Raw genomic sequence first — 19204 nt, forward strand, 5'->3', positions numbered from 1 at the left:
GTGATACAAAAGGGGCTGTTGCAAGGACAGTCAAATCCTGGTTCACGGGTGCGATTCCCACATCGCACCGTTTTCCTTTTGGATTTTGACTGCCTGCAACAGCCCTTTCTATGTGTTTCCATTAGGCAACACCGCACAAAGAGCGCCTGACGGCTTGCACATCATCTGCTTGCAGATTTTCTGTCATATTTCACAAAAAATCTGACTGCGCATATGACGTACAATCTTTATGCGGTATTGCCTTTACGTTGCCCTGTTCTCAATGGGCAGCAAAATGGTGATCTCTGTGCCTTTTCCCAGTTCACTCCGGAGAGAGATGGTGCCGTCGTGGCAATCAACGATATGCTTGACAATGGACAGCCCCAGACCAGTGCCGCCGCGCTGTTTGGAACGGCTTTTGTCCACACGGTAAAACCGCTCGAAGATCCGGCTCTGGGCGTTCAGGGGAATGCCGATGCCGTTGTCGGAGATGAGGATCTTCGCCTGCTGTCCCACGTGTGCAATGGAAATGTGTACCTCACCGCCGGGATTGTTGTATTTGATGGCGTTGTCGATGAGGTTGATGAACAATTCCCGGATATATCCCTCGTTGCTGTGCAGCAGGAGACAGGTACCTTCCAGAGTTACTTGGATATGACTCTGTTGGATCTGTGGTTCCAGGAGCTGGATGGCACTTCTGGCGGAAGCGGAAAGCTCCACCGGGGTATCCAGCATTTCCGTATGCTCTTCAATCTCAGAGAGCCGGATGATATCATTGATGAGAAAGAGCAGTCGTTCGCTTTCCCGTTCAATCATTGCGCCGTATTTGAGCACATCTTCTGTTTTGGTAATCATACCGCTGCCGAACATTTCCCCGAAGCCCTTGATGGTCGTCAGGGGCGTTTTCAGTTCGTGGGAGACGTTTGCCGTGAATTCCTGACGCATTTTCTCTGCCTTGACGCTGTAGGTCACATCTACCAGGAGAATAATTGTGCCGAAAATGCCGCCCATTTCTACACGGCTGATATGGGCACGGATGTATTTTCCGTCAATTTGCAGGAGCTGGCGGACAGACGCATGGTGTTCTGCTTTGGATTTGCGCAGAGCGTTCAGAAAATCCTGGTTGTCAGTGAGGATGAAAATGGACTTATCCTCCCATTCGCCCTTGTCAATTTCCAATAGTGTTGTCGCCGTGCGGTTTGCCAGCTGGATCTTGTCGGAATCATCCAGGATCAGAATACCCTCAACCATGTGCTCCTGGATCAGTCCGATAATATCCTTTTCGTGGTATAATTCTTTCTGCGTGCGGCTCATCTCCTGCCGCAGGGCATTTAGTGTTTTTTGTTCCTCCATGTGCTGCTGCTGCATGTGCTGTTTCAGGTGCATATACGCCATGCCCAGAATAAGCAGCAGGCTGACAGTCACAGCAAGGGCGATCCATGCGATCCAGTCCATGTTTTATCCTCCGATCTTATACCCGTAGCCTCGAACCGTGTGAATGAAATTCTGACATCCGGCGGCATCCAGCTTTTGCCGTAGCGTTTTGATATGGGCATCTACTGTGCGGGTCTCTCCCTCGTACTGAAAGCCCCAGACCTGTTCCAGGAGTCGGTCTCGGGAAATCGCCGTGCCCCGGTTTCGCACCAGATAGGACAGCAGTTCGAATTCTTTATATGTCAAAGGGATTTCTGTGTCCTGAAAAGTCACTATGCGTTGATCCAGGTCGATGACAAGCTCCTGGACAGCCAGAACATGGGGCTGTTCCGGTTCTGCCGGATGGCTCCGGCGGAGTACTGCCTTAATACGGGACAGCAGTTCCATGATACCAAAAGGTTTTGTAATGTAGTCGTCAGCACCGTTTTCCAGCCCGGTCACTTTGTCGATCTCCGTGGACTTTGCAGAGAGCATGATCACCGGGATATCCCGTGTTGCCGGTTCAGATTTCAGACGCTTTAAAATGGAGATGCCGTCCTCGTCAGGAAGCATGATATCCAGCAGGATTAGTGCCGGGGCGGCCGTCTGCATCCGCTGGAAAAAAGCTTTGCCGTTGGGAAAGCCCTCCGCTGTATAGCCGCCGGACTGCAATGCGCAGGTGATCAGTTCTCGTATGCCGTTGTCATCTTCAATACAAAATATATTTGCCAAGATCCTCGTCCTCTTTCATGTAACTTCTGTTAGGGCAATCCCATAAAAGCCGTCAGGCGTTCTTTGTACGATGTTGCTTCAGATCTGCCTCAATAGCTGCCGTCATGGCTTGCACCGCAGTTTCTACCGCATGTGTCATATCATTTTCGGCATGGGCATTATCCCGCACGACCTGTTCCCGTTCCTGATTCCACAGCATTTGCAGTACCGTGGCGCAGCGGACATGCCGGGCGGCGGCTACGATAAACAGTGCGGCGGATTCCATTTCGGATGCCAGGGCGCCGGCGGCTTTCCATGCCTGCCAGTGATTCAGCAATGTTTGAGAGATTGGCATGGATTCCGGGTCATGCTGCCCATAAAAAGAATCTTTGCACTGTACCACGCCGGTGCTATAAGGATATGCACGGGATTGGGCAGCGCATACCAGATGCTGTACCAGAGAAAAGTCAGGTACTGCCGGAAAAGCGAGAGGCAGATATTCCTGTGTCGTTCCCTCCATGCGGATGGCACCGGTGGGAATGATGAGCGTTCCCGGTATCAATTCCGGCTGCATACCGCCGCAGGTGCCAATGCGGATGAAAGTGTGGGCACCCAGTGCCACCAGTTCCTCCATGGCAATGGCGGCAGAGGGTCCGCCGATTCCGGTGGAAGTGACGCTGACAGGCGTATCGCCGATTTTTCCGGTATAGGTGGTGAATTCCCGGCTCTGGACGACCTTTTGGGCATCTGTCAGATAGCCTGCAATCATTGCCGTCCGTCCGGGATCGCCGGGAAGAAAGACATACTGTCCCACTTCACCGGGGGCGCATTGGATGTGGAATTGACGTTCAGACATGGGTGATCCTCCTGAATGCATAAAGTTGAATCATGGTGCATCATGCAGATGACGATGAAGCGTAAAAAGGCTGGGAATTGTAGAGGCGAACTGCGTTCGCCCGCAGAATTCCGAAAATTACTCAACGGGCGAACAATGTTCGCCCTGCATTGGTATAACTTCTATAAGGGCAATACCGCACAAAGATTGTGCGTCAGATGCGCCGTCAGATTTTTCGTCAGATGAAGCAAAAAGCGCAGTGAATACTTTGTGTATTCACGAGCATTTTTGCGAAATATGACGGAAAATATGCAAGCATATGACGTGCAAAGCCGTCAGGCGCTCTTTGTGCGGTGTTGCCTAAGATAAAACAACAAAAATCGTTTTCAACGATAAAAACCGTCTGCTTGACAAATTGCCGAAACTCTGTTATGATACTTACTGTTATCTTATTACGTGGAGGAATTGCATATGCAGCCGAATCCGTACTGGCAGCCGCCGGAGCCGCAGCATCACTATGACATCCGTGCACTGATCTTCGGGGCAGTTTCTTTTCTGTTCTGCCAATTGCCGCTGATTCCTGTGGGAACGGGGATCATTGCCATTGTTTATGCTGCAAAAGCCAGAAAACAGCCGTACAGCAATCGGAACATTACCATAGTCGGCATGGTGCTCGGTATCATCGGAATCTGTGTGGGATTTATTGCAACTATATACTGGGCATTCTGTTTTCTGGGGATTTTAGCGATGCTGTACCAGGAGTCGGATTTGGTGCCCACTCCTGCCGATCCGGATGTCTATGAATTTGAAAATCCCGGTCAGCCGGCAGTATTCCGGATGTGGAAATTTCTGTAAAATTACAGCTTATCCGTACTTTCGCTTTGGGCAACTTCAGTCTCCTCAGCAGTATTCGGATTCTGCGGCGGCTCCGGTACATTCATTTCCTCCGGCGGCGGCATCACCACCGCAAAGCCGGAATCTGGTGCTTCTTCTGCCTGTTCCCGGCAAGCGGGATCTACGCAGAAGGAAATTGCCTTATGATTGTTAACGATCCGGTTCACACGTTCTGTGCCGCCGTATTCGCCGTCAATGGTCCAGGAAACCGGCTCATCGTCCAGATTGGTCACCGTCAGTTGGGACGTGCGGAAATAGTGGAGATACTGCTTCGCCAGTCCCAGCTGGATCTTGGAAAATGCCGCAATGAGCTGGTGGAATTCGATCAAATTGGACGGTTTGTGGATCAGGGTTACTTCAAAGAGACCGTCATCCCAGCGTACATCGGAAAGTGCCAGGAATTTCGCGACAGAGGAAGAATTCGTCACCATACCGTAGAGAAATTCATCTTCAATGACGCCGCCGTCATGTTCGATCCGCATCCGGCAGGAGCGGATCTTCGGCAGCTTGGAGATAGCATTGAGAATATAGGCGGCGTGTCCCAGGACATTTTTGAATTGCTGGGGTGTCTGGTATGAGATTTCCGTCAGTGCGCCGAATGCCGCAACATAGGTGAAATATTTATCGTTAAAGCCGCCAATATCGCATCGCATGGGCTCACCGTTGATGATGCAGTCCACAGCAGCTTCGGGGTCTTTGGGAATGCCCAGACCACGTGCAAAGTCGTTGGTGGAACCAAACGGGATATAGCCGATGGGGCACGGCGTTTCGCTTGACATACAGCCCTGGATCACTTCGTTCAATGTGCCATCGCCGCCGGAGCAGACGAGGATGTCATAACACCCGGCATCACAGGCTTCTTTTGCACATATTGTGGCATCGCCGCGTTCCTGGGTGGGATGCACCGTGACCTGAAATCCGGCAGCTGTGAAGCGGTCTACAATCATGGCGAGATGTGAACCGACAGATGCTCTGCCGGAATACAGATTGCAGATAAAGTAAAGCTGTTTCAAAAAATAACCTCCTTTGTCATTTCTATGGTATCTTTAGTATAACACGATTTGTGCAAAAATGCAAGGGCATTGAAAACATGTTCCTGCGAAAGGAGATGGATTCTCATGAGAAATGTGATGCAGGAAATCGAAGTGCCGGACTGGAAGGAACGTCTTGCCGCATATGTTCCCCAGGATGCACAGGAACAGGTGGACTATGAGGAAATATGCAAGGCGGCGGAAATTGACGGCGTGCAGATCCTGCACCGTTCCAGAACAGCAGGTCATGTGACTTGTTCCGGCTTTGTCATGAATCCGGCGCTGGATGCCGTATTGATGGTGTATCATAATATTTACGATTCTTTTGCCTGGACAGGGGGACATGCAGATGGTTCCACGGATTTTCTATGGACGGCCGTCCGGGAGGCAAAGGAGGAAACGGGGATCCGGAAACCCTTTCCGCTGTCCGGTGCAATTCTCTCTCTGGATGTGCTGCCGGTAAAGGCGCATGTGAAAAACGGCGCTGAAGTCCCGGCGCATGTGCACTATAATGTGACATACGGGCTGATCGCCGACTCCAGGGAAACCATTTCTGTGAAGCCGGATGAAAACCAGGCTGTCCAGTGGATTCCGGTGGAACAACTGGCGCAGGTTTGTCGGGAACCACATATGCTCCCGGTATATGAAAAGGTGATAGCCCGGATGCGTGCCTGTGCTGCACAGCAAAAGCAGGTCATGGCTGCTATGACAGAGCCGCTTCTGGCGTGGTATCCCTTCCATGCGAGAGATCTGCTCTGGCGGCATGACAAGGAACCTTATCATGTGTGGCTGTCGGAAATTATGTTGCAGCAGACACGTGTGGAGGCGGTGAAATCCTATTACCAGCGCTTTCTGGAAGTATTCCCGGATGTCCACGCCCTTGCGGCAGCAACGCAGGATCAGGTGAACAAGTGCTGGGAGGGTCTGGGCTACTACAGCAGAGCCGCCAATCTGCGCAAAGCTGCAGAGGAAATCGTGGAAACATATCACGGCAGCTTTCCGTCTACGTGGGAGGAAGTGCGCAGTCTGCCCGGTGTAGGAGATTACACAGCCGGTGCCATTTGTTCCATCTGTTATGAACTGCCCACGCCGGCGGTGGATGGCAATGTGCTACGGGTGACGGCACGGGTGACGGATAACTTCTGTGAGATCGACCGTACAGAGCGAAAAGAGGCAGTGACCAAAGCCCTTGGGGAAGTGTACCAGTCCCACCCTGGCAGCTGCGGTATGCTGACACAGGCACTCATGGAACTGGGTGCTACAGTGTGTCTGCCCAATGGTCAGCCCCTTTGCGGGGAATGCCCTCTGGCGTTTCTTTGTATGGCACGGAAAAATGACGATGTTATGCGTTTGCCCCAGAGAACGGCGAAAAAGCCCCGGAAAATGGAACAATATACTGTATTTGTACTGTGCTGTGACGGAAAATATGCAGTCCGGAAACGCAGTGCAAAGGGATTGCTGCACGGCTTGTGGGAATACCCCAATATTTCCGGTATATGCACCACAGAGGAGGCGATTGCACAGGTCAGTGCGTGGCACTGCCAGCCCCAAGATGTGCTGCAAACAGTAGAACGGCGGCATATTTTCACCCATGTGGAGTGGGAGATGTATGGGGTGTATCTGACCTGTGCCCGGCAGGATGAACAGTTCGTCTGGCGTTCGGCGCAGGAAATCGCAGCGGAGATTTCTCTGCCCACGGCATTCCGGCAGTTTATGCCGAAGTGATCCAGTTTATGCAGCAGAATCAGTGATTTTGAGTAAAAAAACAAATGCGTCATAAAGTTGAGTATAAAGTTGAGTAAAGTTGAGTTTGCGTGAAAAATGAAACCATCCCCTTGACAAATCCAGAGAAATCCGGTATAATTAACTACTATGAGCAGACTGTGTGATAGCGCAGCGTAAGCTGTGAGGAAAGTCCGAGCACCATAGGGCAGGATAGCTGTTAACGGCAGCCGGGGGCGACCCTAGAGCCAGTGCAACAGAGAGATACCGCCGCAGCAATGCGGTAAGGGTGGAAAGGTGCGGTAAGAGCGCACCAGAGTACGGGAGACCGTACTGCTATGTAAACCTTATCCGGTGCAACGTCTATTGGTACACGCTGCCGCAACATCGGCCCGGTGGGCAGCGGCGTAATGGCGGCATGAGCTGCGAGGCGACTTGCAGACTAGATAAATTATCACACACGACAGAACTCGGCTTATAGGTCTGGTCATGACAGCGCAGCATTTTTGACTGCGCTGTCTTTGTAGGAATATGTTTTAATCAGTGATTCCTTAGGGCAATACCGCACAAAGATTGTGCGTCAGATGCAAGCATATGACGTGCAAAGCCGGAAGGCGTTCTTTGTGCGGTGTTGCCATAGAAAGAATAACGCTGCATAAGATAGTTCTGGAGGTGTCTGTGATGGATATGCTGGAACAGAATGGGAAAACTACAGTGCAGGCAGGGAATCGGAGCTATACTGTGATCGTGACTGCACCGGAGAAAAATGCGGCGAGAGAAGATTCAGATCGGATCCGGCTGGGAAAAATGCTGGATCAGCTGATCCGCATTCCTGGCGGAAAGCGAAAAAGGAAGTAAAGCGATAATATTGCTGGAATCGAGAAAACGGAGGTGCTGTGTATGATGGACGCAGAGACAATGCTCTGGTATAAACAGCCGGCAGAAGATTTTGACCATGCACTGCCGATCGGAAACGGCAGGATCGGAGCCATGGTATTTGGCGGTGCGGCAGATGAGGTACTCAAATTAAACGAGGATTCCATCTGGTCCGGGGGAAAGCGGAACCGGAACAATCCCGATGCCCGTGAGGGTCTGGAAGAAGTGCGTGCTCTGCTGAAAGAGGAGCGCATTGCAGAAGCCGAGGCGGTCGCATTTCAGAAAATGCAGGGCGTAACACCCAATTCCCGGCACTATATGCCCCTGGGGAATCTGAATCTGCATATGGATTTTGATGGCAAGGCAAAACAATACCAGCGCAGTCTGGATCTGGAACAGGCACTGGTTACGGTGCGCTTTACGGCGAACGATGTGACCTATGTCCGTGAGGTATTTGTATCCGAGCCGGATCGTGTTCTGGTATTGCACATTGCCGCCAGCGAGCCGGGAAAGATCAATCTCTGTGCGTCAGTGGACGGACGGGATGATTATTATGACGATTGCCGTCCCTGTACCGATTATGATAACATGATCGTCTACACAGGCGGCACAGGCAGCAGGGATGGTATTTTTTTTGCTGCAGCTATGACTGGCTTTACCGAAGGCGGTTCCATCCGCACAGTGGGTGGGTCTCTGGTGGTGGAACATGCCAACGAGGTGACTCTGCTTCTGAGTGTGGGCACCAGCTTTTATCACGGGGAACAGTATGAGGATGTCGCAAAGCTGGATGCGTCCTATGCAGCGGATTGCAGCTATGAGGAACTGCTGTATCGCCATCTGACGGAATATCAGGAAAAATTCCGCAGGGTACGCTTTACCCTGCCGGACAACAGTGAGGGCGGCAGTGCACTTCCTACCGATGAGCGTCTGCTTCGCCTGAGAGGTGATGAGGGCGATCATAAGGAATGCAAACTGCAAATCCATGACAGCAAGCTAGCGGTGCTCTATTTCAACTATGGCAGATATCTCATGCTGTCTGCAAGCCGTCCGGGCACACAGCCCATGAATCTCCAGGGTATCTGGAATCAGGATATGTGGCCGGCGTGGGGCTGCCGCTTTACCATTAATATCAATACGGAGATGAACTACTGGCCGGCGGAGGTATGCAATCTGTCGGAATGCCATCTGCCTCTGTTCGACCTTATCGAACGGATGCGTGCGCCGGGACGGGAAACTGCTCAGGCAATGTATGGCTGCCGGGGATTTGTCTGCCATCACAATACGGATATCTGGGGTGATACAGCACCTCAGGATCTGTGGATGCCAGCTACCATCTGGCCTATGGGTGCAGCGTGGCTGTGTCTGCATATTTTTGAGCATTATGAGTTTACTCAGGATCTGGAGTTTTTGGATCAGCACTACGAGGCAATTCGAGAGGCTGCGCTGTTCTTTGTGGACTATCTGATTGAGAACGAAGTCGGGGAGCTTGTGACCTGTCCCTCTGTATCGCCGGAAAACACCTATAAAACAGAGCGTGGAACAAAGGGCTGTCTGTGCAGCGGCCCTTTTATGGATACGGAAATTCTCACGGTACTGTTCCGTGATGTCATTAAAAGCAGCAAGCTCCTGGGACGTGACGAGGCATTTGCCGCACAGCTGGAGGAGCTGCTCCAGAAGCTGCCGCCGCTGAAAGTGGGTAAGTACGGTCAGATTCAGGAGTGGGCGAAGGATTATGAGGAAGTGGAGATCGGTCACCGGCACATATCCCAGTTGTTTGCCCTGTACCCGGCAGATCTCATTACGCCGTATCACACGCCGGAACTGGGCAAGGCTGCACGTGCAACCCTGATTCGCCGGCTGACCTATGGCGGCGGTCATACGGGCTGGAGCCGTGCATGGATCATTAACATGTGGGCAAGACTACTGGATAAGAACTCGGCATATGAGAACTTGCAGAAGCTTCTGGCATGGTCAACCAATCCCAACTTGCTGGATTCTCATCCGCCGTTTCAGATCGATGGAAATTTCGGCGGTACAGCGGCAATTGCAGAGTGTTTGCTGCAAAGTCACCGTGGTGAGATCAATCTGCTGCCGGCATTGCCGGAATCGTGGCCGGACGGCAGTATTTGCGGGTTGCGTGCCCGTGGCGGCTTTGAGGTAGATATCACCTGGCATCAGGGCAAGCTGGAATCAGCAGTGATTCGTTCACTGGCAGGAAAGCCCTGCACAGTGCGTGCCAATACTATCATTAGTGTCAGCAGTGATACGGGCTCGGTAGATGCACGTATTGACGGCGCACTGCTGACCTTCCCCACGGAAGCAGGAGCGACATATCGCATTCGAGTATAAAGGCAACACCGCACAAAGAGCGCCTGTCGGCTTTGTACGATATTGCCTAAAAAGTAATGGTATCCACTTATGTAATAATCTGAACTTCGCACAGATTTAGTTAACGATATTCCATAGACCGGGAGATGGATAGATTGAGAAAACAGCAAATTTGCGCATTGTTGGCGGCTGTGATGATGCTGACAGGGTGTGCTAAAATTGAACAGGAGCCGGAATGGAACGACGCACTGACGGCAACGCCGGTGACGCAGTTGGAAACGGAAGTGGCTACGGAAACGACTGCACCCCAGCATCCTGCCGTCGCTTTGCAGGTGCCGGAAATTACACGACAGGATGCGTCCCTGAAGCTGGAAGCGGAAGATGCCGCAATCCCCTCCGGTTGCTCTGTGGCAATGCTGCCTCGTTTGGGCTATTCTGGTACAGGGTATCTCAGCGGTCTGGATGCCGATAATCACAGTACTCTTGTCTTGACGGCGGAGATCCCTGCCACGCAGCATTATGATATCACTGTAGTAGTAGGCTCTGGTGCAGCATCTACCTGCAAAATTCTCGCCAATGGCGAACCAGTGTACACGATGACTACGGATGCAACAGAGAATTTCATGCGTGTTACAGTACAGGGAATCTTCCTGTCTGCCGGCGACTGCGAACTGTCCATTGTTCCGGTAGATGGTCTTGTGGATATTGACTGCGTGGAACTGACCAATAATACCAGCCTTTATGATGAAATAGCAGAAATCGACGCAATGCCGGTAAACACAGATGCTACGGCAAAGACAAAGCAGCTGTATCAATTTCTTACAAAGAATTATGGTTCTAAGATCATCACCGGACAGTATGTTTCAGACAGCTCTGATGGGGAACTGAACCAGATTTATACTGTCACCGGAAAATATCCCATGATCCGATTTGCAGACATGGGTGCATATTCTCCCAATGGCGGCGATTCTCGAAAGGCAACTGCCGTGGAGGACAGTCTCGCCTGGGCAGAGGAAGGCGGTGTTGTGGGGTTGTCCTGGCTGTGGAATGCGCCAACGGGAACTGATACGATTTATGCCAAAGATGCCACTTTTGATCTGGCAGAGGCGGTGACAGATGCCGATGTAGCTATGTGTTCGCCCCAGGAACTGTCGAAAATGGAAGAAAACGGAGAAATCTCCGCGAGCTGCTATGCCCTTCTCCAGGACATCGATGCCATTTCAGCAGCAATGCAGCCTCTGGCGGATGCAGATGTGCCGGTGTTGTGGCGCCCTTTGGGCGAAGCAGGCGGTGGCTGGTATTGGTGGGGGAGTGCCGGTGCAGATGCCTATTGCTGGCTTTGGGACTTGATGTATACTCGTATGACGGCGTATCACAAGCTGAACAATTTGCTTTGGGTCTGGAACGGTCAGAGCAGCAGCTTTTTGGTGGAGGAATCCCAGTATGACATTGCATCGCTGGATCTCTATGTGGATAAAGCAGAGGTGTATGGAAGCCGCTATGAACAGTATGTGGCACTTCGGAATATGGTGCCGGGGAAAATGCTTGCGATCAGTGAGTGCAGCACGGTACCCGATATGAACGCCATGTTCCGGGATAATGCAGTGTGGTCTTTTTTCGGTTTGTGGTATGCGCCGTATCTGGGCGAATATACGGATAATAGTACCCTTATTGCCATTTACAATTCAGAGGGTGCTCTGACACGGGAAGATTTTTCGTATCAGTGAGAAATGTAAAGGCAGCACCGCACAAAGAGCGCCTGGCGGCTTTGCACGTCATATGCTTGCATATTTTCCGTCATATTTCACAAAAATGCTCGTGAATACACAAAGTATTCACTGCGCTTTTTGTTTCATCTGACGAAAAATCTGACGGCGCATCTGACGCACAATCTTTGTGCGGTATTGCCTAAAAAAACATCAGCACTAGGGCGTGCTATGTGAATACACTCTGATCCAGCTGTGAAATAAAAAGTTTATCACACAGAAAAGGAACGTTTTTGTAAGGAAAACGTTCCTTTTTTTATGCAATATCTAAAAACACTTTTTATAATTCAATTCTTCCGGGAAATCAACTTTTTTTGCTCTGACCTCTTGACATTTTTCTGCTTATTGCGTATAATGAACATATGAACAATCGTTCAAATGATAGATGCATAGGAGGAATCAGAATGCGAAAGATATATCGTATGGAGAACCTGGACTGCGCAAATTGTGCAGCAAAGATGGAGGCAGCTATTCAGAAGCTGGAAGGCGTACAGTCTGCGACAGTGAGTTTTATGACCCAGAAGCTGACCATTGAAGCGGAGGAAGCGGATTTTCCGAAAATTCTGAAAGCGGCGCAGAAGTGTGTGCGGAAGGTAGAGCCGGATTGTGAGATCATTGTCAAGTGATAAAGAAGCGCAATGCATGTAACGTCAAAGTAATATCAAAAACTTCATTGCCAAGCTGCCTTTTTCAAAACGGTTAGGAAATCGCTCTTGGTTAGACAACTAGGGGAAACGTAGTTATTCAAAAAAAACCGGAAAGGAATGCCTTATGACACGACAACAACGAAAAATACTCATCAAGATCCTGATCGGCGGCGTGCTATTTGCGGCGGCAATGCTTGTAACCCATTTGCTTACCCTGCCATGGTGGGGTGAATTGGTGATCTTTCTCGCCGTTTATCTGGTGCCCGGCTGGAGCGTTCTTGCAAAGGCGGCACGGAATATTGCCCATGGTCAGGTGTTCGACGAAAATTTCCTGATGACCATTGCCTCCATTGCCGCCTTTGCCATCGGCGAATATCCCGAGGCAGTGGAAGTCATCCTGTTCTATCAAGTGGGTGAACTGTTCGAAAAAATCGCCGTGGGACGTTCCCGCCAGGCAGTATCCGATCTTCTGGATCTCTGTCCTGATGAAGCAACGGTGCTCCGGGACGGAAAGCCGGAAACAGTTCTGGTGGAAGAAGTCGCCGTAGGCGAACATATTCTGGTGCGGCCCGGAGAGAAATTCCCGCTGGATGCCGAAGTTTTCCAGGGGCACACAACTATTGATACCGCCGCCCTCACGGGAGAATCCATGCCCGTATCTGCGGCGCCCGGAGACGGCGTTTGCAGCGGCTGCGTGAATCTCAGCGGTGCAGTGGAGCTTGTGGTCACAAAGCCGGCTTCGGAATCCACTGCCTCTAAAATCATGGAACTGGTGGAGACTTCTGCCTCCCAAAAGGCAAAGACGGAACAGTTTATTACCCGGTTCGCCCGGTATTATACGCCCTGCGTGGTCATTGCCGCAGTGATTCTTGCTATCGTACCGCCGCTGATTACGGGGCAGACATTTTCAGAATGGATCTATCGTGCGCTGACGTTCCTGATTATTTCGTGTCCGTGTGCACTGGTGATCTCTGTTCCCCTGAGCTTTTTCGGCGGAATCGGCTGTGCCTCCAAAAACGGCATTCTGGTGAAGGGCAGTAACTATTTGGAAGCACTGGCACGTGCTCAGACGGTGGTCATGGATAAGACAGGTACCCTGACCCAGGGAAAATTCCGTGTAACTAAGCAGTATGCTTTGGAAATTTCTGAAGAAGAACAGCTGGAACTGGCGGCGTTGGCGGAATCTGCATCCAATCATCCCATTGCCCAGTCCCTGCGGGATGCCTATGGAAAACCGTTGGACAGCGCACGTGTGACAGAGCTTCAGGAACGTGCCGGGCACGGTGTTTCGGCATTGGTGGACGGCAGACAGGTTCTCGCCGGAAATGCAGCCTATCTGGAGGATGCCGGGCTGGAACCGGCAGTGCCTGATGGCAGCGGTACAGCTGTGCATGTGGCGGTGGATGGTGTTTATGCCGGATATCTCCTCATCGCAGACAGCATAAAGCCGGATGCGGCAGAAGCAGTGCAGACCCTCCGGAAGTCCGGCGTCACATGTGTGGCAATGCTCACCGGAGACAGCGAATCTGCGGCGCAGGAAGTGGGCGAGACATTGTATCTGGATGCAGTGCACGCAAAGTGTCTCCCTACGGACAAGGTGCAGCACATGCAGGAATACCGGAAAAAGCTGAACAAAGGCAGAACGCTGGTCTTTGTGGGCGATGGTATGAACGATGCACCGGTGCTGGCACAGTCGGATGTGGGCGTTGCAATGGGCGGTCTCGGCTCCGATGCGGCGATTGCAGCGGCAGATCTGGTGATCCTGGATGACAAGCCCTCAAAGCTTGGAGTTGCAGTGCAAATTGCCAAAAAGACCATGGGCATTGCACAGCAGAATATTGTGTTTGCATTGGGCGTCAAGGCGATTGTCCTGGTGCTGGGTGCCTGCGGTCTGGCGCATATCGGCGCAGCAGTTTTTGCAGATGTAGGCGTTTCTGTGATCGCCATTCTCAACTCTATGCGGGCGATGCGTGCGGTGAAATCGAAAGAAAAGTAAAGGCAATACCGTATAAAGAGTGCCTGCCGGCTTAGCACGTCATATGCTTGCATATTTTACGTCAAATTTCACAAAAAATATGACGGCGCATCTGACGCACACTCTTTGTCCGGTATTGCCTAAAGAATACGGCAGATTTCGTGAATATGCGAGGTCTGCCGTTTTTTCTGTACTTCCTGATTTTCTCTTGACATCTTCTATATCCTGTGCTACAATAAAATTATCCCCCATAGGGGGATATATCAAGAGAGAAAGGACGGAGTGCGATGCACACCCATGAACATGAAAACACAAAAGCAGTTATCAATCGTCTGTCCAGAGCCATCGGGCATCTGGAATCGGTGAAGAAAATGGTGGAGGATGGCAGGGATTGCAGCGAAGTGCTCATTCAGCTTGCAGCAGTAAAGTCTGCCATCAACAATACAGGAAAGCTGATCCTGAAAGATCATATCAATCACTGTGTGGTACATGCCATTGAAAACGAAGATGAACAGGTGCTGGCGGAATTGAACGATGCCATCGACAAATTTATCAAGTAGGTGTGCCATGAAACAGGGAAAAGCCATTTGTTTTGCTGTCCTTGCGGCGGCATTTTATGCCATCAATTCGCCGGTATCCAAGCTGCTCCTGGAAAAACTGTCTGCCGCCATGCTGGCAGCGCTGCTCTACCTGGGGGCAGGGCTGGGACTGTTTCTGGTGGGATTGGTGCAGAAAAAACTGGGCAGGGGAGAACGGGAAAAACCACTGACAAAGAAAGAACTCCCATATACCATTGGAATGGTTGTGCTGGATATTGCCGCCCCAATTTTTCTGATGCTGGGGCTTCGTATGACAACTGCGGCAAATGCATCGCTGCTGAATAATTTTGAGATCGTTGCCACAAGCGTGATTGCATTATGCATATTCAAAGAGGTCATCTCGAAACGGTTATGGCTAGGGATCGCGCTTGTCACTGCGGCAAGTCTGCTGCTTTCTTTTGAGGATCTGAGCACTTTTTCGTTTTCTGCTGGCTCGGTATTTGTGCTCCTCGCCTGCGTTTGCTGGGGATTTGAAAATAACTGCACCAAGATGCTTTCCTCGAAAAATCCTCTGGAAGTCGTTGTGATCAAGGGCTTTTGTTCCGGAACAGGTTCGCTGCTCATTGCCATTGTACGGGGCGAATGCAGTCTGAATGTTCTTTATATTCTGTTTGCCCTGCTTCTGGGTTTTGTGGCATATGGGCTGAGCATTTTCTTTTATATCTATGCCCAGCGCTATCTGGGTGCGGCAAAGACCAGCGCTTATTATGCCGTTTCCCCCTTTCTCAGTGCCATTCTGTCCCTGCTGATCTTCCGGGAACTTCCGACGATGCTCTATGTTGCAGCTTTTGTGATCATGCTTGTAGGAACGTATTTTGTTACCATTGATGGACGTGAAAAACAGTGATGTATTGTACTTCATTTTCATCCTCCAAAATAAGAAAGTCGCTTTTGATTCTATCCTGAATCCGCAAAACTCAAATTGACATTATATCTGTTTTTGCCCTATTTTAAGGCTTAAACAAGCTTTTTTTCTTGCTTAAAATTATTCACCCAAAAGGTGTACTTTTCAAAGCTGAAAAATATCTTGTTTTTCTCGGAATACAGCCACTTTTTGTGCTTTTATAAAATTCAATTTTGCGGATTCAGGTCTATTTTGAAGTGTTATACTGAAAGAGTAGTCGAAAAACGCCCAAAAATTGGTATAATATAATTTACAAAACCAGAAAGGGAAAACGACTATGAAGTACAGTAAAGAATTCAAAGAAGAAGCGTTAAAGCTATCAGATGAGATCGGACTGAACTATATCAATCTTCGGAAATATTACAGTGAGACTTTGGGACAGAGTGCGATTTCTATCATTCAACTGGAAAATGGTGAAAAGACAGAATTCGTCAACACACGTATTCCGGTGGACGATGTACCCATCTACTTCCGCCTTGTGATTACCGGGAGACATTCCCAGTTCTATTGGAGCTATGACGGCGAAACCTATACGAAAATCGGTATTCTCTTTGATACCACGAAATTTTCGGATGATTACTGCAAATATGGGGAATTTACAGGAACTATGGTTGGAATTACCTGTGCCGATAGAGTAAAACATCAGCATTATGCAGATTTTGACTTCTTTGCATATAAAACAGATCCGGAGCATTCTGAAGTTGGTTAAGGCAATAGAACATATGCGCCAATTTATGACAGCCACAGTGATTTTCTCTTTCACTGTGGCTGTCATTGTTCTTTCAAAAATATAACGCGCAAAGGCGCCAGGTGTTCCGCCTTATCGGGAATACAAAAAAGGCTGAATTACGTGAAATTTCCGTAATTCAGCCTGATTGGAAATGGTGCGGATGACAGGACTTGAACCTGCACGCCGGAGGCAATAGAACCTAAGGGTAGCGTCATGACAGTGGATTAATAATATGTATAGCCTAACATCCGATTGAATCAGGGGTCTGAAAAATAAACTGTGTAAATGCAATTTTCCCAAAATTAATGATAATACTAAAAATGCAGCCAAAAGTGGCAACGCTGAGGAGCGACCAGACGCAGGCTGTGAGATAAAACGGTGGAAAGCGGCGGCAGAAATGTCGTCGTTTTTCATTGTTCCACCGGATATCTCCAAAGCGGATAAACCTCGGGAGTTTGAGGGCAGCGCCCTCAACAGCCGTCAGGCTGCCAGTCTGTCCTCAAAGAAAATCGCAAACTGCGAGTACGCAAGTCCCCAGTCTCTAACTGGCATAGTCCATTTCTTTGAGATTTCCTTTACGCTCATATAGATGACCTTGCGTATGGAATCATCAGTCGGAAAAATCGACTTTGATTTTGTGAATTTTCTCACCATTCTGTGGTAGCTTTCAACTGCATTTGTTGTATATATTATCTTACGAATCTCCTGCGGATATTCGAAAAATGTTGTCAATTCCGCCCAGTTTTTGTCCCATGATTTTATAATGTTCGGATACTTCTTGTCCCACTTTTCACGGAACTCTTCTTTAGCGTATTCAGCATCATCAAGGTTTACTGCACTGTAGATTTTCTTAAGGTCTGCACATACTGTTTTTCTGTCTTTGTATGGCACGAACTTGCAGCTGTTTCTTATCTGATGAACAATGCAAAGCTGATTTTTTTGAGTCTGAATTTCGAACTGTGTAAATACTTACATCTGACACAATTCACCAACAACCGCCTTTGTCATTATATCTACAAGAATGTAAAAGTCAAGGCTAAAATGAACGCAAATGCGGTCTTGACTTTTACATTCTTGTAGAAGTACGGCAATTAAGCGGTTGTTGGAGATTTTATGGTCGAATTAATAAAACACATTTTAAAAATCATACCCGATTTTTTGTCTTTGGAAAGACTGCATTTATTGCCTCACAAAGTCCTGTCAGATTGTCATGGCAAGCAATGAAAATGTCCGTAACACCGCGGCTTTTCAGGTCTGAGCATATACTTGCGTAGAAACTTGCAGACTCATTTTCTGATATCCATGTGCCGAGAATTTCTTTCTGTCCTTCCATATTGATACCCAGAACAGAGTAAACACACTTGCTGATAATTTTGTTGTCCTTGCGTGAGTTGAATACGATTCCGTCAAAGAAAATCACCGGATATATTTTGTCCAGTGGACGGTTCTGCCACTCGTTTACTTCAGGAAGAATCTTGTCGGTTATACGGGAAATCAATCCCTGCGAAATTTCGGAACCGTAGATTTCACGCAGTGTATCTTCAATGTCACGCTGTGACATTCCTTTGGCGTACATTGCCATGATTTTCTGCTCAATTTCATCTGTACGGGTCTGTCTTTTTTCAATGACTTTCGGCTCAAATTCACCGTTTCTGTCACGAGGCACGGCAATTTCGCAATCACCGTAATCACTGCTTATTGTCTTTTTGCCATAGCCGTTCCGGCTGTTTCCAGAGTTGTTTCCAAGGGCTGAATTTTTCTCGTAACCCAAGTGTTCATCCATTTCAGCTTCGAGCATCTGCTCAATTGTACCGGAAAAAAGTCGCTTTAACATACTCTGGATATCACCTGTATTGTGACAGTCTGCCATCAGCAGTTTTACAAGTTCCATTTCCTTTTCATTCAAACCGTGTTCTCTTTTCATAACAATTTACCTCCAAATTTCTTTGTGGGTATTATTGCCATTTACACGGTTCCGTATTCAGACTCAAAGAATCCGTCAGCTATAACCGCCGACGGATTCTTTTTGCATCTTAAATTTATAAGCTTCAACGTTTTAATAAATTGAAACTATATAATAAATATGTGATTATCCCACACACTGGGTATTCTTTTGCCGTCATCCCATGTTTCCAATGTATATGATACCATTTTTCCGTCAGAGTTGTAATTATAGAAGAATTTATCTATACTCATGATTTTAACGTCAAAGTTATAATTTTGCAAAGTGCTTGAAACCAGCTTGCCATTATTATAGAAAAATTCTTCATTGCTGATTTCATTACAGTTAAACGGCTCATCAAATATACTCATATAATCATAGGATTGAATCAGTCCGTTTTGATACGAGCATTTTGTAAGTCCCGATATCCATACGGTTTTACCGGAATTAATCTGAAAGACTACGGATTCTGTAAAGCCGTCATAATTATAGATAAGCTCATATTCAATGACCGAGCTGTCGCAGCCTTCAGGAATATCGGGTCTTTTTGCAAGAATCATTTTGTTATCGGCATTAAACCAATACTCAAAATCAGGTGTTTTTCTAGGCTTCTTTATCAGTTTTCCTCTTTTGCACCCTCCGATAACAATATCCAAAACGGGACTTGGACAGTAAAAACCACGGTGGAGACATTCTCCTCCTCTTGAAAATTCCTTTCTTACAACGCTCTTTTCTGCTACTGTAAAAGAAGATAGCAACTGCTTACTGCAGCGATTATAAATCTGTTGTGCTTCTTCTCTTTTTTTTAAGAATGAATTGAGAACATCTCCCATGGTACTTTTCTCCTCTCAA

16 protein-coding genes, 1 other RNA gene and 1 pseudogene are annotated in these 19204 nt (G+C 48.8%); 11 read left to right on the forward strand and 7 right to left on the reverse strand.

Annotation, left to right across the window (positions count from 1 at the left end):
• Positions 1 to 243 precede the first annotated feature (243 nt).
• Genes Q0418_RS00415 through Q0418_RS00425 form a run of 3 tightly spaced genes read right to left on the reverse strand, consistent with a single transcriptional unit; the run spans position 244 to position 2959 of the window.
• Positions 244 to 1434, reverse strand: coding sequence for a cell wall metabolism sensor histidine kinase WalK (locus Q0418_RS00415; protein WP_298481568.1), 1191 nt, complete (start codon positions 1432 to 1434; stop codon positions 244 to 246).
• A gap of 3 nt (positions 1435 to 1437) precedes the next feature.
• The gene (locus Q0418_RS00420; protein WP_298481569.1) at positions 1438 to 2124 is read right to left on the reverse strand and encodes a response regulator transcription factor; all 687 of its coding nucleotides are present in this window, start codon (positions 2122 to 2124) and stop codon (positions 1438 to 1440) included.
• A gap of 52 nt (positions 2125 to 2176) precedes the next feature.
• Complete coding sequence (locus Q0418_RS00425) at positions 2177 to 2959, reverse strand: nucleoside phosphorylase (protein WP_298481570.1); 783 nt, start codon at positions 2957 to 2959, stop codon at positions 2177 to 2179.
• Positions 2960 to 3409: 450 nt separating this feature from the next.
• Here Q0418_RS00425 and Q0418_RS00430 point away from each other — a divergent pair, with 450 nt between their 5' ends.
• Positions 3410 to 3793: a DUF4190 domain-containing protein gene (locus tag Q0418_RS00430; protein ID WP_298481571.1), complete on the forward strand. Its 384-nt coding sequence runs from the start codon at positions 3410 to 3412 to the stop codon at positions 3791 to 3793.
• Between the two features lie 2 nt (positions 3794 to 3795).
• Here Q0418_RS00430 and Q0418_RS00435 read toward each other — a convergent pair whose 3' ends face one another.
• Positions 3796 to 4845, reverse strand: coding sequence for a diacylglycerol kinase family protein (locus Q0418_RS00435; protein WP_298481572.1), 1050 nt, complete (start codon positions 4843 to 4845; stop codon positions 3796 to 3798).
• 105 nt (positions 4846 to 4950) lie between these two features.
• Between Q0418_RS00435 and Q0418_RS00440 the strand changes: the two genes are divergently transcribed.
• The 10 genes from Q0418_RS00440 (at position 4951) to Q0418_RS00485 (ending at position 16389) form a co-directional block, all read left to right on the forward strand.
• Complete coding sequence (locus Q0418_RS00440; protein WP_298481573.1) at positions 4951 to 6588, forward strand: NUDIX domain-containing protein; 1638 nt, start codon at positions 4951 to 4953, stop codon at positions 6586 to 6588.
• Positions 6589 to 6736: 148 nt separating this feature from the next.
• Positions 6737 to 7079, forward strand: an RNA gene (gene rnpB, locus Q0418_RS00445) — RNase P RNA component class A.
• A gap of 187 nt (positions 7080 to 7266) precedes the next feature.
• Positions 7267 to 7443 carry a hypothetical protein gene (locus Q0418_RS00450; protein WP_298481574.1) on the forward strand — a complete coding sequence of 59 codons (177 nt, stop codon included), beginning with the start codon at positions 7267 to 7269 and terminating at the stop codon, positions 7441 to 7443.
• 42 nt (positions 7444 to 7485) lie between these two features.
• Positions 7486 to 9810 carry a glycoside hydrolase family 95 protein gene (locus Q0418_RS00455; protein ID WP_298481575.1) on the forward strand — a complete coding sequence of 775 codons (2325 nt, stop codon included), beginning with the start codon at positions 7486 to 7488 and terminating at the stop codon, positions 9808 to 9810.
• Positions 9811 to 9944: 134 nt separating this feature from the next.
• Positions 9945 to 11516, forward strand: a complete 1572-nt coding sequence (locus tag Q0418_RS00460; protein ID WP_298481576.1) for a glycosyl hydrolase — start codon at positions 9945 to 9947, stop codon at positions 11514 to 11516.
• Positions 11517 to 11959: 443 nt separating this feature from the next.
• The gene (locus tag Q0418_RS00465; protein ID WP_298481577.1) at positions 11960 to 12181 is read left to right on the forward strand and encodes a cation transporter; all 222 of its coding nucleotides are present in this window, start codon (positions 11960 to 11962) and stop codon (positions 12179 to 12181) included.
• A 145-nt stretch (positions 12182 to 12326) separates the two neighbouring features.
• Positions 12327 to 14198 (forward strand): heavy metal translocating P-type ATPase, encoded by a 1872-nt coding sequence (locus tag Q0418_RS00470; RefSeq protein ID WP_298481578.1) that lies wholly within the window; start codon positions 12327 to 12329, stop codon positions 14196 to 14198.
• Between the two features lie 266 nt (positions 14199 to 14464).
• On the forward strand, positions 14465 to 14737 hold the full coding sequence (locus tag Q0418_RS00475; RefSeq protein WP_298481579.1) for a metal-sensing transcriptional repressor: 273 nt from the start codon (positions 14465 to 14467) through the stop codon (positions 14735 to 14737).
• 7 nt (positions 14738 to 14744) lie between these two features.
• Positions 14745 to 15623, forward strand: a complete 879-nt coding sequence (locus tag Q0418_RS00480) for a DMT family transporter (RefSeq protein WP_298481580.1) — start codon at positions 14745 to 14747, stop codon at positions 15621 to 15623.
• 334 nt (positions 15624 to 15957) lie between these two features.
• Complete coding sequence (locus tag Q0418_RS00485) at positions 15958 to 16389, forward strand: hypothetical protein (RefSeq protein ID WP_367276202.1); 432 nt, start codon at positions 15958 to 15960, stop codon at positions 16387 to 16389.
• Positions 16390 to 16890: 501 nt separating this feature from the next.
• Here Q0418_RS00485 and Q0418_RS00490 read toward each other — a convergent pair.
• The 3 genes and pseudogenes from Q0418_RS00490 to Q0418_RS00500 form a co-directional block, all read right to left on the reverse strand.
• Positions 16891 to 17361 (reverse strand): transposase, encoded by a 471-nt coding sequence (locus Q0418_RS00490; protein WP_298481594.1) that lies wholly within the window; start codon positions 17359 to 17361, stop codon positions 16891 to 16893.
• A gap of 205 nt (positions 17362 to 17566) precedes the next feature.
• Positions 17567 to 18301 (reverse strand): annotated as a pseudogene (locus Q0418_RS00495) (IS256 family transposase); the annotation flags it as partial.
• 179 nt (positions 18302 to 18480) lie between these two features.
• The gene (locus tag Q0418_RS00500) at positions 18481 to 19185 is read right to left on the reverse strand and encodes a hypothetical protein (RefSeq protein WP_298481581.1); all 705 of its coding nucleotides are present in this window, start codon (positions 19183 to 19185) and stop codon (positions 18481 to 18483) included.
• Positions 19186 to 19204 lie beyond the last annotated feature (19 nt).

It is taken from the genome of uncultured Ruminococcus sp., assembly GCF_937915125.1.
GTDB lineage: Bacteria > Bacillota > Clostridia > Oscillospirales > Ruminococcaceae > Ruminococcus_C.